Here is a 13,986-nt window from a genome sequence, read left to right as displayed (position 1 = left end):
CATGTGGACCGATCGCGCTAGATCGGGGTGCGGGTGCGGGCGGCGGGGAAGCGGTCCAGGACGCCCGTGGTGAGCAGGGCGCGCAGGAGGGCCCACGCGCCCGCGCCCGCGATGACCGTGGCGCTGACCACGGTGAGCAGGGCGTACGGGAGGCGGTAGCCGGTCAGGTCGTACTCGGCGTTCCACACGAGGAAGTCGAACAGGGCGGCGCCGACGCCGGTGAGCGCCCCGGCGAGCAGCGCGGTCGGCAGCCGGAACGAGCGGTAGCGGAACGCGGCGAACGCCAGCTCCGCGCCGAGGCCCTGGACCATGCCCTGCGGGATCACCGTGCCGGCCCACTGGCTGCCCAGCAGGGCGGACAGGACGGCGGCGACGGTCTCGCAGTACAGGGCCGCGCCCGGCTTGCGGATCACCAGGCCGCCGAGCACGGCCGGCATCAGCCAGACGCCGTAGAGCAGGGTCTGCGCGGGCGGGAAGAACGCGAACGCCCCCTCGGTGGCGCTCCAGACCAGCCCCCAGGCCCAGAAGATGACGCCGAAGGCGACGGCGATCACCGAGGCGACCACGATGTCGATCGTGCGCCAGCGGTTGCTGTCGGTGTGGTTCATGGTGGCTCCCAGTCCTTGACGAACCAGGAGAAGACGCACGCCGCGCCCGGTGCACCGGACGTCGACGCGGCTGGAGGTCGACCGAACTCCCTGCGCTGGCATTACCCAGATCAGGTTCGAGGGTCTGCGGGCGGTGCCCGCACTCTCAGCGCTGTGCGCTCCCCTGTCGGATGTGAAGTTGTCTTCCCGACGCTAACACCCGGGAAGATCACCGGGCAAAGTGATCTTTCCGCAGCTCACGAGGGAGGATCGGCGGAACCCGGTCACCGCCGTCCCGGCGTCGTCCGTCGACCCGGCCCGCCGGGCGCGATAGTGTCGCGCCGCCGGACCTCACCCGCCTCCAGGGAGCAGACCGTGGCGTCGACGACCGACAGCTCCGCGCCGCCCGCCGGCCCCGACGGGCGGGCCCCGGCGACGGGGCCGGGCGGCGGGGACCGGCCGGACGTACCCCAGGGGGAGGCGGCGTCGGGCGGGCCGCGACGGTCGGTCGGCGGCCGGATCGGCTCGGTCGAGGTGCTGGCCGCGCTGCTGGTTCTCCTGATCGTGTTCCGCGCGCAGCTCGCCGCCGCGCTGTCCGCGCCCCGGTTGCAGACCTGGACGACGGTCTTCGTCTCGGTGCTGGTGCAGGCCGTGCCCTTCCTCGTCTTCGGGGTGCTGCTCTCGGCGGTGATCGCGGTCTTCGTGCCGCGCTCGTTCTGGGCCCGGGCGCTGCCCCGGCACCCGGCCCTCGCGGTGCCGGTGGCCAGCGCCGCAGGCGTGGTGCTGCCCGGCTGCGAGTGCGGCTCGGTGCCGATCGCCGGGTCGCTGATCCGGCGCGGCGTGACCCCGGCGGCGGCCCTGGCGTTCCTGCTCGCCGCCCCGGCGGTCAACCCGGTCGTGCTCGCCGCCACCGCCGTCGCCTTCCCCGGCGCTCCGGAGATGGTGCTCGGCCGGGCGGTCGCCAGCCTGGTCGTCGCCATGGTCATGGGGTGGCTCTGGCTGCGGCTCGGCCGCGCCGACTGGATCCGGCTGCCGCGCCGGCCCGAGCTCGACGGCGCGTCGCGGGGCGCGGCCTTCTGGGCGGCCGTGCGCCACGACGTCGTGCACGCCGGGGGCTTCCTGGTCGTCGGCGCGATGGCCGCCGCCAGCATCAACGTGCTGGTGCCGGAGCGCTGGCTGCAGACCCTGGCCGACAAGCCGGTGCTGTCGGTGCTCGCCCTGGCCGTGCTCGCCGTGCTGCTGTCCATCTGCTCGGAGGCCGACGCCTTCGTCGCGGCGTCGCTGTCGCAGTTCTCCCTCACCTCCCGGCTCGTCTTCCTGGTGGTCGGGCCGATGGTCGACCTCAAGCTGATCTCGATGCAGGCCGGCGTCTTCGGCCGCCGGTTCGCGGTCCGGTTCGCCCCGGCGACGTTCGCGGTCGCCGTCGGCGTGGCCAGCCTCGCCGGGGCGGTGCTGCTGTGAACCGGCAGGCGCAGGCCGTCGTCCTGCTGCTGCTCGGCGGCGCGGTGGTCCGGGCCAGCGTCACCGACCTCTACCTGCGCTACGTCAAGGAGGGGCTGCGGCCGTTCCTGATCGCCGCCGGGCTCGTGCTGGTCGTCGCCGCGGTCATGACCCTGTGGTACGACCTGCGCCCCGCCCCGCGCGGCGACGCCCACGGGGCCGACGACGACGGGCCCGGGGCCGGGCCCGGCGGGCACCCGGCCGACGACGACGGGCACGGGCACGGCCACCACGGGCCGCGCGTCGGCTGGCTGCTCCTGCTGCCGGTGCTCGGGCTGCTGCTCGTCGCCCCGCCGGCCCTCGGCTCGTACGCGGTGGGCCAGGCCGGCACCGCGCTCGCCGGCCAGCAGCAGTCGGACTACCCGCCGCTGCCGCCGGGCGACCCGGCCCCGGTCACCGTCCTCGACTACGCCTCCCGCGCCCTGTTCGAGCGGGGCGCGTCGATCGGCGAGCGGCGGGTCCGGCTCACCGGGTTCGTCGCGCCCGGCCCCGACGGTCAGCCGATCCTGGCCCGCATGGTGCTCTCCTGCTGCGCCGCCGACGGCCGCCCCGTCAAGCTGGGGATGACCGGCGACGTGCCCCAGGGGCTGCCGCCCGACACCTGGGTCGAGGTCACCGGCCGCTACAGCGACCGGGTCGGGCGGGACCCGGTCAACGACGCCGAGATCCCCTACCTCGCGGTGGAGTCCTGGCGGGAGGTGCCCGCCCCGCGGAACCCGTACGAATGACCCACCCCGCCCTGGGTAGGCTGCCGATCATGCGGATCGATGCGCGAGGGCTGACGTTCGAGGTGCACACGGGCGGGCCGGCCGACGGCGAGCCGGTGCTGCTGCTGCATGGTTTCCCCCAGCACAGCGGCGAGTGGGACGAGGTCACGCCGGCGCTGCACGCCGCTGGGCTGCGCACGTACGCGCTCGACCAGCGCGGCTACTCGCCCGACGCCCGGCCGGCGGAGGTCGAGGCGTACCGCATCCCGGAGCCGGTCGCCGACGCGGCGGCGGTGCTCGACGCGCTGGGCGTCGACGCGGCCCACGTGGTCGGGCACGACTGGGGCGCGATCGTCGCCTGGGGGCTGGCCGCCGCCCACCCCGACCGGGTGCGCACCCTCACCGCCGTGTCGGTCCCGCACCCCGCCGCGATGGCGCACGCGCTGGCCACCGACGCCCGGCAGAAGGCCCGCTCGTCGTACATGGCGTTGTTCCGCAGGCCCGGCACGGCCGAGCGGGTGCTGCTGGCGTTCCGGGCCGCCGCCCTGCGCCGGCTGCTCGGCGACGTCGGCGACGCCGCCCGGGTCGCCCGGTACGCCGACCCGATGCGCGCACCGGGCGCGCTGACCGCCGCGCTGAACTGGTACCGCGCGATGTCCGGGAGGGACCTGGCGGCGGTCGGGCCGGTGCCGGTGCCGACCACCTACGTGTGGAGCGACCGCGACTCGGCGGTCGGCCGGGCCGCCGCCGGGGCCTGTGCCGCCCACGTCACCGGCGACTACCGCATGGTCACGCTGGCCGGGGTGTCGCACTGGATCCCCGACGCCGCACCCGGCCCGCTGGCCGAGGCGATCCTGGCCCGCGCGGCCACGGCCCGATGACGCCGAGGCCGGCCGCCCGGCCGCACACCCGCGCCTCGCTCGCCGCGCAGCTCACCGACCTGGGGGTACGCCCCGGCGCGGTGGTCCTCGTGCACGCCGGGCTGAAGGCGCTCGGGTTCGTCTGCGGCGGCGCGCAGGCGGTGGTCCTCGCCCTGCGCGACGCGCTCGGCGAGCGGGGCACGGTCGTGGTGCCCACCCACACGCCGGAGAACAGCGACCCGGCCGAATGGACCAACCCGCCGGTGCCGGCGCAGTGGTGGCCGGTGATCCGGGCCGAGACGCCCGGCTTCGACCCGGCGGTCACCCCGAGCCGGTTCATGGGGGCGCTGGCCGAGACCGTCCGCGGCTGGCCGGGTGCCCGGCGCAGCGACCACCCGCAGGTCTCCTTCGCCGCCCTCGGGCCCGCCGCCGGGCGGATCGTGGCCGGGCACCCGCTGGCCGGGATGCTCGGCGAGGACTCCCCGCTGGGCCGGCTCTACGCCGCCGACGCCGACGTGCTGCTGCTCGGCGTCGGCCACGACTCGAACACGTCGCTGCACCTGGCCGAATACCGGCAGCCCGCCCCGCCGACCCGGCGGGAGGGCGCGGCGGTGCGCACCCCGGACGGCGGCCGGCGCTGGGCGGGGTGGGACGACATCGTGCTCGACGAGAGCGACTTCCCCCGGCTCGGGGCCGACTTGGAGGCGACCGGCGCGGTGCGGGTCGGCCCGGTCGGCGACGGGACGGGGCGGCTGATGCGCCAGCGGGCGGCGGTCGACTTCGCGGTGGACTGGCTGGCCCGCCACCGGGCAACGGCGGCCGGCGGCCGGACAAGGACCGACGCTACCGGCGGGACGGCGGACGGCAGCCGGGGGACGGAGGACGCATGACGGTCAGCGCCGAGGACTACCTGGCGGTGGTGACGGAGACGATCGGCCGGGTGTCGGCCAGCCAACGGGAGGCGGTGGGCCGGGCGGCCGACCTGATCGCCGACGCGCTGCGCGCCGACGGGGTGGTCCACGCGTTCGGCACGGGCCACTCCGAGGCCCTCGCCATGGAGATCGCCGGCCGGGCCGGCGGCCTGGTGCCGACCAACCGGATCGCGCTGCGCGACGTGGTGCTGCGCGGCGGGGCGTCGGCCGACGTCCTGGGCCCGCGGCTGGAGCGGGACCCGACGGTGGCCCACCGCCTCTACGAGCTGGCCCCGGTCCACCCGTCCGACGTGTTCGTGGTGGCCTCCAACTCCGGGGTCAACGGGGCGATCGTGGAGTTCGCGGCGCTGGTGACCGGGCGGGGGCACCGGCTGGTCGCCATCACGTCGGCGCAGCACTCGGCGCGGATGGCGTCCCGGCACCCGTCGGGGCGCAAGCTGGCCGACTTCGCCGACGTGGTGCTGGACAACGGCGCGCCGTACGGCGACGCGACCCTGCCGCTGCCCGGCGGCGGCGCGGTCGGCGCGGTCTCCTCGATCACGGCGGCCCTGCTCGCGCAGCAGATCACCGTCGAGGTGGTGGCCCGGATGCTCGCGGCGGGGGAGCCGCCCCCGGTCTACCTGTCGGCCAACATCGCCGGCGGCGACGCGCACAACGACGCCCTGGAGGCCCGGTACGCGGGCCGGATCCGCCGGGGGGCGTGACCGCTTCCGATCGGGCCCGACCGCGCCCCGCCGTCGCGCGTGGGCCCGGGTGTGAACGGGTTTCGCCGTCGGGCCGATCGGGCAATGGCGATGCTGCCGGCGGGCCGCACCCGTCGGCACTATCGTCGCCCCGGAGGTAACGCGTGTCCAAGGAAACCGAGCGGCAGCGCTGGCAGCGCAACTTCGCCGACCTGCTCCAGGAGCTGCGGGTCGCGCAGACCGGCGTGCAGATCCTCTTCGCCTTCCTGCTGACGCTGCCGTTCAGCAACGGTTTCACCCGGACCAGCGACTTCCAGAAGGACGTCTACATCGTCGCGCTGCTGTCGGCCGCCGCCGCCACCGCGATGATCATCTCGCCGGTGGCCTTCCACCGGGCGCTGTTCCGGCAGGGTCGCAAGCCGGAGCTGGTCCGCTTCGCGCACCGGATGGCCAGCGGTGGGCTCGGGTTCATGCTCGTCTCGATGGTCAGCGCGGTCCTGCTGATCACCGACTTCGTGTTGGACCGGGGCATCGCGTTCGTGCTCACCGCGGTCACCGCCGTGTGGTTCCTGACCTTCTGGGTCCTCCTGCCGTTCGCCCGCCGCAACTGGGGCGAGGACGACATCGACGACGACGATGACGACCCGCAGACGCTGACGGGCGACTGACCGCGCCCGCTCCGACCAGCGGCGACGCGGTCGGAAATCCGAAGTGCACGCGACGCTACCCCTGGGTAACAACCGGGGGTAGCGTTGCTCTGTCGAGCACGTTGACGCATCCGGACCGAGGTTCGAGGAGGCCGCCGTGACCACGACGCAGAACAGTCGACCCGCGCCCGACCCGGCCGAGCGGGCCACCCCGGACGCCGGCCCGCCGCCGGCGCAGGGGAGCGCGGGGGCGGACGACGCCGGCCCGCCGCCGGCCCCGGGCGGCACCGGCCCGCTGCCGGCGGAGGCCGGGCAGGTGTCCGAGAAGGAGGCCCGGCAGGTCGCCGAGGCGGCCCGCGAATCCGCCTGGGACCGGCCCAGCTTCGGCAGGGAACTGTTCCTCGGGCGGTTCCGGCTCGACCTGATCCACCCGTGGCCGCAGACCAATCCGGCCGAGGACGCCCGCGCCGAGGAGTTCCTGGGGCGGCTGCGGGCGTACCTGGCCGCCGAGGTCGACGGCGCGGCGATCGAGCGGGACGCCCGCATCCCCGACGAGGTGTTCCGGGGCCTGGCCCGGCTCGGCGCGTTCGGCATGAAGATCGACCGGAAGTACGGCGGGCTCGGGCTGAGCAACCTGCACTACTGCCGGGCGCTGATGCTGGCCGGCTCGGTCAGCCCCGCGATCGGCGCGCTGCTGTCGGCGCACCAGTCGATCGGCGTGCCGCAGCCGCTGAAGATGTTCGGCACCGCCGAGCAGAAGCAGCGCTTCCTGCCCCGGCTCGCCGCCGGCGAGGTGTCGGCGTTCCTGCTCACCGAGCCGGACGTCGGTTCCGACCCGGCGCGGCTGGCGACGACCGCCGAGCCGACCGCGGACGGTGCCGGCTACCGGCTCAACGGGGTGAAGCTCTGGGCCACCAACGGCACCGTGGCCACGCTGCTGGTGGTGATGGCCCGGGTGCCGGCGGCGCAGGGGCGGCGCGGCGGGATCACCGCGTTCGTCGTCGACGGCGACGCCGAGGGCATCACCGTGGAGCGGCGCAACGAGTTCACCGGCCTGCGCGGCCTGGAGAACAGCCTCACCCGGTTCCACGACGTGTTCGTGCCGGCAGAGAACGTCATCGGCGGCGAGGGCAAGGGCCTCAAGATCGCCCTGACCACCCTCAACACGGGGCGGCTCTCGCTGCCGGCGATGTGCGTCGGCGCGGGCAAGTGGTCGCTGAACGTGGCCCGGGAGTGGGCCGCCGACCGCGTCCAGTGGGGCCGGCCGGTGGGCGAGCACGAGGCGGTCGCCCAGAAGCTCGCCTTCGTCGCCGCCACCACGTACGGCATGGAGACCATGCTCGACCTGTGCTGCCTGCTCGCCGACGACGACCGCAACGACATCCGGATCGAGGCGGCGCTGGTCAAGCTGTACGCCAGCGAGATGGCCTGGAAGATCGGCGACGAGCTGATCCAGATCCGGGGCGGGCGCGGCTACGAGACCGCAGACTCCCTGGCCGCCCGGGGCGAGCGCCCGGCGGCGGTCGAGCAGTTGCTGCGGGACCTGCGGATCAACCGGATCTTCGAGGGCTCCACCGAGATCATGCACCTGCTGATCGCCCGGGAGGCCGTCGACGCCCACCTCTCCGTGGCCGGCGACATCATCGACCCGGACGCCGGGCTCGGCCGCAAGGCGAAGGCGGGCGCGCGGGCGGGCGCGTTCTACGCGCGGTGGCTGCCGACCCTCGCCGTCGGCCGGGGCCAGGCCCCGACGGCGTACGCGGAGTTCGGTCCGCTCGCCGGGCACCTGCGGCAGGTCGAGCGGTACAGCCGCAAGCTGGCCCGGTCGACGTTCTACGCGATGTCCCGCTGGCAGGGGAAGATGGAGCGCAAGCAGGCGTTCCTCGGCCGGGTGGTGGACATCGGGGCGGAGCTGTTCGCGATGAGCGCGGTCTGCGTCCGGGCGTACGCGGAGAAGGACACCCGCCCGGAGAACGTCGAGCTGGCCGACCTGTTCTGCCGCCAGGCCCGGCTGCGGGTCGACGCCCTGTTCACCGGCCTGTGGGCCAACACCGACTCGGTCGACGTGGTGGCGGCGCGGCGGATCCTCGCCGGCCGGTACGCCGCCCTGGAGGACGGGGTGATCACGCCGCCGGCCGACCTGCCCTGGGTGGCCCGCTGGACGCCGGGCCCGTCCACCGCCGACGACGTCCGCCGCCGCATCAGGTGAAAGGAAGGGCCCCCTGTTAACGCTCTCTGCATAGCAGGGGGCCCCTGTTAACCACCGGGCCGCGCGGGGTGGACCGCCGCGCCGGGCGGGGGTGTCAGCGGGCGACCGCCCAGGCCAGCACGGCCGCCAGGATGAGCCCGTTGAGCAGCGCCAGCACCAGGTACGCCTGCGGCGGGATCTTGCGGCCCCGCTTGACGAAGCTCACCAGCACGGCGGCGTACGCCAGCAGCAGCACGGCGACGACGATCAGGAAGTAGAGCACCGCTCCACCCTAGACGAGCGGCTCGGCGGCCGGCCGACGGTCGGCCGCCGAGCTGGGCCGGGCGGCGGGCACGGCCGGGTAGCATGCGCGTATGAATCGAATCTCATCAATCAATAAGTGGGGCGCGGCGTATCGGCGTGCCGCCGGGGTGGTCGCGATCGCGCTGGCGGTCCTGGCGGGCGGGGTGGCCGTCGCGGCCGGGGCCGCCACGGCGGCGGCCACGGGCTGCCGGGTCGACTACAAGGTCACCAGCGAGTGGCAGGGCGGCTTCGGCGCGGACGTCACCGTCACCAACCTCGGCGACCCGGTCTCCGGCTGGACGCTCACCTGGTCCTTCGCCACCGGGCAGCGGGTCACCCAGGCGTGGAACGCCACCGTCACCCAGAGCGGGGCGGCGGTCAGCGCCAGGGACGCCGGCTACAACGGCGCGATCGCCACCAACGCCAGCGTCGGCTTCGGCTTCAACGGCGCATGGACCACGGCCAACCCGGTGCCGACGGCGTTCTCGCTCAACGGGGCCCCGTGCACCGGCGCGCCGACCGCCACGCCGTGCGCGCCGCCGTCGACCCCGTCGGCCACCCCGTCCCGCACGCCGACCCCGACGCCCTCGACGCAGGCCCCCGTCACCGTCTGGCTGGCCGGCGACTCCACGGTCGCCAACCCGTCCTCAAGCGGGGCCTGCCCGGTCGGCTGGGGCAACCAGTTCGGCCAGTACCTCAACGCCAACGCGACCGTGGTGAACAGCGCGGTCGGCGGGCGCAGCATCCAGACCTGGCTGTACGACCCGAACGTCACCACCACGAAGAACTCGGCCGGGGAGTGCGTGGTCAGCCCGGAGACGTACTCGACCCGCTGGCAGGCCATGCTGAACTCCGGCACCGGGATGAAGGCCGGCGACTACCTGTTCATCCAGTTCGGCATCAACGACGGCGACCCCAACTGCAACCGGCACGTCGGCTCCGCGCGGTACAAGCAGCTGCTCGGCGTGATGGCCAACGCGGCCAAGCAGCGCGGCGCGCGCCCGGTCTTCCTCACGCCGGCCGCCGCGATCACCTGCTCGGGCGGCACCGCCGTCGGCAACCGCGGCTTTCTCACCGAGACGTTCGACGCGGGCGCGGCCAACAACGTGCCGGTCATCGACCTGCACCGGCTGAGCTACACGCTCTACAACCGGCTCGGGCTGTGCCCGAACAACGGCGACTACGGCTCGGGCGCGGTGGGCGCGTTCTTCTGCAACGACCACACGCACTTCGAGGCGGCGGGGGCCCGGCAGATCGCCGGCGTGGTCGCCACCGCGTTGCGCGACCAGCAGATCGGCCTGGCGGCCTACCTGCGTTGACGGGTGACGGGTCAGGAGAGCGCGCAGGCGGCGCCGTTGAGGGTGAAGGCGGTCGGCCGGTTGTTCGCGCCGGGGGCGTCGGCCAGGAAGCCGAAGCTCACCGTCGCGCCGGCCGCGATCGTGCCGTTCCAGCTCGCGTTGGTCGCCCGCACGGCGCCGCCGCTCTGCGTGTAGCTGGCGTTCCACGCCTGGCTGATCCGCTGGCCGTCGGCGAACGTCCACTGCACCGTCCAGCCGTCGACCGGCGCGGCTCCGGTGTTGCGGACGGTCACCTCGCCCTGGAAGCCGCCCTGCCACTGGCCGGTGACCGCGTACCCGACGGAGCAGCCCGTCGTGCCGGCGGGCGGGGTGGTGGCCGGCGGGGTCGTGGCGGGCGGCGTCGTGGCGGGCGGGGTGGTGGCGGGTGGGGTCGTGGCCGGCGGGGTGGTGGTGCCGGGCGTCGGGGTGCCGCCCAGCTTCGCGGCGACGACCGGGGCGAGCCGGGCCGCGATCGCCCGGTGCCCGGCGTCGTTCGGGTGCACCGAGTCGCTCAGCCCGTCGGCCGGCAGCCACCCGGTGGTGTCCACGTAGAACACGTTGCGGTCCCCGCCGCCGGTCACCGCCGCGACGGCGGCGGCCGTCTCCGCGGCGTACCGGCCGCTGAAGGTGCGCAGGGCGAAGATCGCCGCGCGCGGGTACTTGCCCCGCACGGTACGGATGAACGTGGCGTACTGGCTCTGGAAGTCCGCCCCGCTCACCCCGTGGCCGCGGTCGTTGGTGCCCAGGTTGATCACGACGGCGTCGGCCTGGTAGCGGCTGAAGTCCCAGTTCGGGCTGGTGGCCGCGTAGCCGGTCTTGAGGAACTGCGCGGCCACGCTGACGCAGCCGTCGGCGGTGGCCACCAGGCAGCCGCCGCCGTAGCCGAGCTGGGTGTGCTCGGTGCCGAGCTGCTCGCCGGTCAGCCAGCCGTACGCGGTCAGCGCCACCCGCGACGACGTGGTGCCGAGCGTGATGGAGTCGCCGACGAACTCGATCAGCCGGGGCCGCACCGGGGTCGGCAGGGTGGTCGCGCCGGAGTCGAGGGTCAGCCCCTGGAACACCGCGTCCCCGGTGTACGAGCCGCCCACCACCCGGTACGACACCAACAGCGTGTGGTTGCCGGCGCGCAGCTGGGTCGGGGTCAGGTTGACGGTGCCGCTGACGTTGGTCAGGTAGGTGAAGTCGGCCCCGTCGATGCTGTAGTAGAGGTCGATGGTGCGGCGTTGCCGCAGCTTGACCGTGGTGCCGGTGAACCCGGTCTTCAGGTAGGCCCCGGCCCAGTTCGGCACGTACGCGGTGCTGTTGCTCCTGTCCCAGCGGCCGACGAACACGATGTTCGGGTCCGTGGGTGAGCCGTCGCCGGTCGCCGCCCGTGCCGGCGGCAGCCCGAGGAGCGTGGCGGCGAGCATCGCCACCACGCCGATGACGCCGGCCGCGACGATCGACCGCCTGCGAGACACGGACATGGGTCGCTCCCTCCCGGCACCCGGCACCGGCGTGGGGCAGGCATCCCAAGGCGCACGCATCGATGTCTATCTAATCCTCTTCCGCTGGGGCGCACAACCGCGGCGGACGCGACGGTCGCGGCGGCGCTTGCGGGCTGGCCCGCGTGGTGGTCACCCTCCGCAACAAGTTGCCGCTGCTTTCTCGGTGCTGATCGATCTGGCCCTGCGTCACGGCCTTGCCGTGCCCGACACGTCTCCTCGCTCCCTTTGCTCTGCACCCATCCACGCAAGACCCGGCTTGAGCAGCCGGGGTGCGAGATCGCGGCCCCGTCGAGGGGGCGGCGTGTGGTCGCGCTGCGTGACTGCTGCGCATGTGGGTGCAGAGCAAAGGGAGCGGAGAGGGTGGCGGCGTCGGGGCGGCGGGTCACGCGGTGTCACGTGCCGCCGGGGCGTCGGCGCGGAGGCCCGAGGCCCCGCCGGTCCACCCGGCAGGCCCGGCAGGCCAGGCAGGCCGGCAGGGCGGGGAGGCAGGGCGGGCCGGTCAGCGGCCCGTGCGCAGGCCGAGTCGGCGCAGCTCCAGCGCCGCGAGCGCGTCGACGGTGGCGTCGTCGCCGCGCCGCCACGCCTCGGCCACGTCCGGGGCGATCCGGGCCAGCTTGCCCAGCGGCTGCCCGGCCAGCGCCCGCAGGGCCAGCAGGTCCCGCCCGGCGGGGGCTACGGCCAGCGCCTTCGCCGAGGCGGCGCGGCGCATCCAGCGCAGCCGCAGCGGCAGCCAGCCGAACAGCACCAGGCCGAGCGGGAAGACCAGCACCGCGATGCTGAGCGCCAGCGCGAGCTGGCCGACGAGGTCCTGCTGGTCGCGGCCCGCCTCGGCGACGGCCCGCGCCGCGTCGGCGGCCTTCGTGAACGGGGCGGTCAGCTCGTCGCCCACCAGCGGCAGCCGGCCGACCTTGCCGCCGGCCTCGGCCAGGTTGTCGGCCAGGCCGCCGCCGGCCCCCTCCAGCTTCTGCCCCGGCACGGCGAGCTTCTGCACCAGGTCGTGCACCCAGCCGGCGAAGCGGATCGCGGCGTACACCCAGGCGAGGACGAGCAGGTCGGTGAGCAACTGACGGGCGGCGGTCGGGAAGCGATCGGCGTAGATTTTCACGCCGCACAGCGTGCCACGGCCGCCCCGGCTCGGCACGGGTCGGAATTGTCAGCCGGTGCAGGCCGGGCAGGTGCCGAAGATCTCCAGGGTGTGGCTGACGTCGGCGTACCCGTGCTGCGCGGCCACCCGCTCCGCCCAGGTCTCCACCGTCGGCCCCGCGACCTCGACCGTGCGCCCGCAGACCCGGCACACGAGGTGGTGGTGGTGGCCCTCGCTGCACCGCCGGTAGAGGTGCTCGCCGCCCGGCGGGCGCATCACGTCGATCTCCCCCGCGTCGGCGAGCCCCTGGAGGGTGCGGTAGACGGTGGTCAGCCCCACCCGCTCGCCGCGTTCGCGGAGCATGGCGTGCAGGTCCTGCGCGCTGTGGAAGCCCTCCACCTCGCCCAGCAGCGCGCTCACCGCGGAGCGTTGCCGGGTGTTCCGGACGGCGGTGCCCTCGCTCATGATGCCTCCCCGGCGTGACTGACCGCGTCGGCCACGATGTGCGCGACGTGCTCGTCGACCAACGCGTACGCGATCTCGCGGCCACGCCGGGAGCCCCGGACCACGCCGGCCCCGCGCAGCACCCGCAGGTGCTGGGAGACCAGCGGCTGGGCGGCCCCGAGCTTCTCCACCAGCTCGTGCACGCACCGTTCACCCTGCGCCAGCTCGCTCACGATCGCCAGTCGGATGGGGGCCGAGAGCGCGCGCAGCAGCTCACCGGCGCCCTCGTATGCCTCGTACCCTGATCCGCTGGTCACTGGACAACGGTAACCAATACCGCCGACACGCCGGGGCGCAGGATCAACGAAGCACCACCTCGTGGGGCTCCGGTGCCGGCGCGCAGGACTCCGCGCGCCGGCGGCGCAGCGCCCGCCAGGCCGCCGCGGCGACCGCGACGACGAGGAAGGAGGCGATCGCCAGCAGCACCACGGAAGCCCCCGGCGCGGTGTCGGCGTTGGCGGCGACCCAGACGCCGGAGCCGGCGGCGAACAGCCCGAGCGCCATCGCCGCCGTCATCGTGGCCCGGAACCCCCGGGTGACCTGCTGGGCGGTGGCCACCGGGACCACCATCAGCGCGCTGATCAGCAGCACCCCCACGGCCCGCATGGCGATCGTCACGGTGACCGCGGTGCCGACCGCCAGCAGCAGGTTCAGCGCCCGCACCGGCAGGCCGGCGACCCGGGCGTACTCCTCGTCGTGGCAGACCGCGAACAGCGCCGGGCGCAGCGCCAGCATGGTGACCAGGATCGCGGCGCCGAGCACCACGATGGTGGTCAGGTCCTGCGGCGAGATGGTGGTCAGCGACCCGAACAGGTACGCGTTGAGGTTGGCGCTGGTGGCGTCGGAGAGCCCCACCAGCATCACCCCGCCGGCGATGCCGCCGTAGAACAGCAGCGCCAGCGCGAGGTCGCCGGAGGTGCGGCCCCGGGCCCGGACCAGCTCGATGGCGACCGCACCGAGCGTCGCCACGACCACCGCCACCAGCACGGGGGAGCGGTTGAGCAGCAGCCCCGCGCCGACCCCGGTCAGCGCCACGTGCCCCACCCCGTCGCCGATCAGCGCCAGCCGGCGCTGCACCAGGTAGATGCCGAGCGCCGGGGCGGCCAGGCCGATGACCAGCGCGCCGATCAGGGCCCGCTGCATGTACGGGTACTGGAAAAGCTCCAT

15 protein-coding genes and 1 riboswitch are annotated in these 13,986 nt (G+C 74.7%); of the genes, 8 read left to right on the top strand and 7 right to left on the bottom strand.

What is annotated here, in order from left to right; translation table 11 throughout:
• Positions 1 to 17 precede the first annotated feature (17 nt).
• A complete protein-coding gene (locus O7628_RS05070; RefSeq protein WP_278128718.1) occupies positions 18 to 608 on the bottom strand; it encodes an ECF transporter S component in 591 nt (196 codons plus the stop codon).
• A gap of 69 nt (positions 609 to 677) precedes the next feature.
• Positions 678 to 783: riboswitch (TPP riboswitch) on the bottom strand.
• A 323-nt stretch (positions 784 to 1,106) separates the two neighbouring features.
• On the opposite strand from O7628_RS05070, the gene O7628_RS05065 reads away from it, so the two are divergent.
• The 7 genes from O7628_RS05065 (at position 1,107) to O7628_RS05035 (ending at position 8,125) form a co-directional block, all read left to right on the top strand.
• Positions 1,107 to 2,048, top strand: coding sequence for a permease (locus tag O7628_RS05065; RefSeq protein ID WP_278136218.1), 942 nt, complete (start codon positions 1,107 to 1,109; stop codon positions 2,046 to 2,048).
• Positions 2,045 to 2,815 carry a TIGR03943 family protein gene (locus tag O7628_RS05060; protein ID WP_278128716.1) on the top strand — a complete coding sequence of 257 codons (771 nt, stop codon included), beginning with the start codon at positions 2,045 to 2,047 and terminating at the stop codon, positions 2,813 to 2,815. Before O7628_RS05065 ends, O7628_RS05060 begins: the two co-directional genes overlap by 4 nt.
• Positions 2,816 to 2,844: 29 nt before the next feature.
• Positions 2,845 to 3,675 (top strand): alpha/beta fold hydrolase, encoded by an 831-nt coding sequence (locus O7628_RS05055; RefSeq protein WP_278128714.1) that lies wholly within the window; start codon positions 2,845 to 2,847, stop codon positions 3,673 to 3,675.
• Positions 3,672 to 4,544 (top strand): AAC(3) family N-acetyltransferase, encoded by an 873-nt coding sequence (locus O7628_RS05050; protein ID WP_278128713.1) that lies wholly within the window; start codon positions 3,672 to 3,674, stop codon positions 4,542 to 4,544. The genes O7628_RS05055 and O7628_RS05050 overlap by 4 nt, the downstream gene beginning before the upstream one ends.
• Positions 4,541 to 5,290, top strand: a complete 750-nt coding sequence (locus O7628_RS05045; RefSeq protein ID WP_278128712.1) for an SIS domain-containing protein — start codon at positions 4,541 to 4,543, stop codon at positions 5,288 to 5,290. Before O7628_RS05050 ends, O7628_RS05045 begins: the two co-directional genes overlap by 4 nt.
• Positions 5,291 to 5,433: 143 nt before the next feature.
• On the top strand, positions 5,434 to 5,937 hold the full coding sequence (locus O7628_RS05040; RefSeq protein WP_074474597.1) for a DUF6328 family protein: 504 nt from the start codon (positions 5,434 to 5,436) through the stop codon (positions 5,935 to 5,937).
• Positions 5,938 to 6,211: 274 nt separating this feature from the next.
• Positions 6,212 to 8,125 (top strand): acyl-CoA dehydrogenase family protein, encoded by a 1,914-nt coding sequence (locus O7628_RS05035; RefSeq protein WP_278136217.1) that lies wholly within the window; start codon positions 6,212 to 6,214, stop codon positions 8,123 to 8,125.
• 94 nt (positions 8,126 to 8,219) lie between these two features.
• On the opposite strand, the gene O7628_RS05030 is transcribed toward O7628_RS05035, so the two are convergent.
• A complete protein-coding gene (locus tag O7628_RS05030) occupies positions 8,220 to 8,387 on the bottom strand; it encodes a hypothetical protein (RefSeq protein WP_278128709.1) in 168 nt (55 codons plus the stop codon).
• A 91-nt stretch (positions 8,388 to 8,478) separates the two neighbouring features.
• Here O7628_RS05030 and O7628_RS32650 point away from each other — a divergent pair, with 91 nt between their 5' ends.
• Positions 8,479 to 9,726 (top strand): cellulose binding domain-containing protein, encoded by a 1,248-nt coding sequence (locus tag O7628_RS32650; RefSeq protein ID WP_347405148.1) that lies wholly within the window; start codon positions 8,479 to 8,481, stop codon positions 9,724 to 9,726.
• Between the two features lie 11 nt (positions 9,727 to 9,737).
• Here O7628_RS32650 and O7628_RS05015 read toward each other — a convergent pair whose 3' ends face one another.
• From O7628_RS05015 to O7628_RS04995, 5 genes are all read right to left on the bottom strand, one after another.
• Positions 9,738 to 11,210, bottom strand: a complete 1,473-nt coding sequence (locus tag O7628_RS05015; RefSeq protein ID WP_278128707.1) for a cellulose binding domain-containing protein — start codon at positions 11,208 to 11,210, stop codon at positions 9,738 to 9,740.
• A gap of 520 nt (positions 11,211 to 11,730) precedes the next feature.
• Complete coding sequence (locus O7628_RS05010) at positions 11,731 to 12,336, bottom strand: hypothetical protein (RefSeq protein ID WP_074474927.1); 606 nt, start codon at positions 12,334 to 12,336, stop codon at positions 11,731 to 11,733.
• Between the two features lie 48 nt (positions 12,337 to 12,384).
• Complete coding sequence (locus tag O7628_RS05005; protein ID WP_074474599.1) at positions 12,385 to 12,780, bottom strand: transcriptional repressor; 396 nt, start codon at positions 12,778 to 12,780, stop codon at positions 12,385 to 12,387.
• Positions 12,777 to 13,076, bottom strand: a complete 300-nt coding sequence (locus O7628_RS05000) for a metalloregulator ArsR/SmtB family transcription factor (RefSeq protein WP_043966807.1) — start codon at positions 13,074 to 13,076, stop codon at positions 12,777 to 12,779. The genes O7628_RS05005 and O7628_RS05000 overlap by 4 nt, the downstream gene beginning before the upstream one ends.
• Positions 13,077 to 13,119: 43 nt before the next feature.
• Complete coding sequence (locus tag O7628_RS04995) at positions 13,120 to 13,986, bottom strand: metal ABC transporter permease (protein ID WP_074474600.1); 867 nt, start codon at positions 13,984 to 13,986, stop codon at positions 13,120 to 13,122.

Origin of the sequence: Micromonospora sp. WMMD956, assembly GCF_029626125.1 — a bacterium.
GTDB lineage: Bacteria > Actinomycetota > Actinomycetes > Mycobacteriales > Micromonosporaceae > Micromonospora > Micromonospora carbonacea.
This window is presented reverse-complemented; position numbering and strand designations above follow the sequence as displayed.

What these genes read in the sequence shown, in the direction of transcription:
- O7628_RS05055 (WP_278128714.1), top strand. Translation starts at nt 2,845, where the DNA reads ATGCGGATCGATGCGCGAGGGCTGACGTTCGAGGTGCACACGGGCGGG.
- O7628_RS32650 (WP_347405148.1), top strand. Translation starts at nt 8,479, where the DNA reads ATGAATCGAATCTCATCAATCAATAAGTGGGGCGCGGCGTATCGGCGT.
- O7628_RS05005 (WP_074474599.1), bottom strand. Translation starts at nt 12,780, where the DNA reads ATGAGCGAGGGCACCGCCGTCCGGAACACCCGGCAACGCTCCGCGGTG.
- O7628_RS05015 (WP_278128707.1), bottom strand. Translation starts at nt 11,210, where the DNA reads ATGTCCGTGTCTCGCAGGCGGTCGATCGTCGCGGCCGGCGTCATCGGC.
- O7628_RS04995 (WP_074474600.1), bottom strand. Translation starts at nt 13,986, where the DNA reads ATGGAGCTTTTCCAGTACCCGTACATGCAGCGGGCCCTGATCGGCGCG.
- O7628_RS05070 (WP_278128718.1), bottom strand. Translation starts at nt 608, where the DNA reads ATGAACCACACCGACAGCAACCGCTGGCGCACGATCGACATCGTGGTC.
- O7628_RS05050 (WP_278128713.1), top strand. Translation starts at nt 3,672, where the DNA reads ATGACGCCGAGGCCGGCCGCCCGGCCGCACACCCGCGCCTCGCTCGCC.
- O7628_RS05045 (WP_278128712.1), top strand. Translation starts at nt 4,541, where the DNA reads ATGACGGTCAGCGCCGAGGACTACCTGGCGGTGGTGACGGAGACGATC.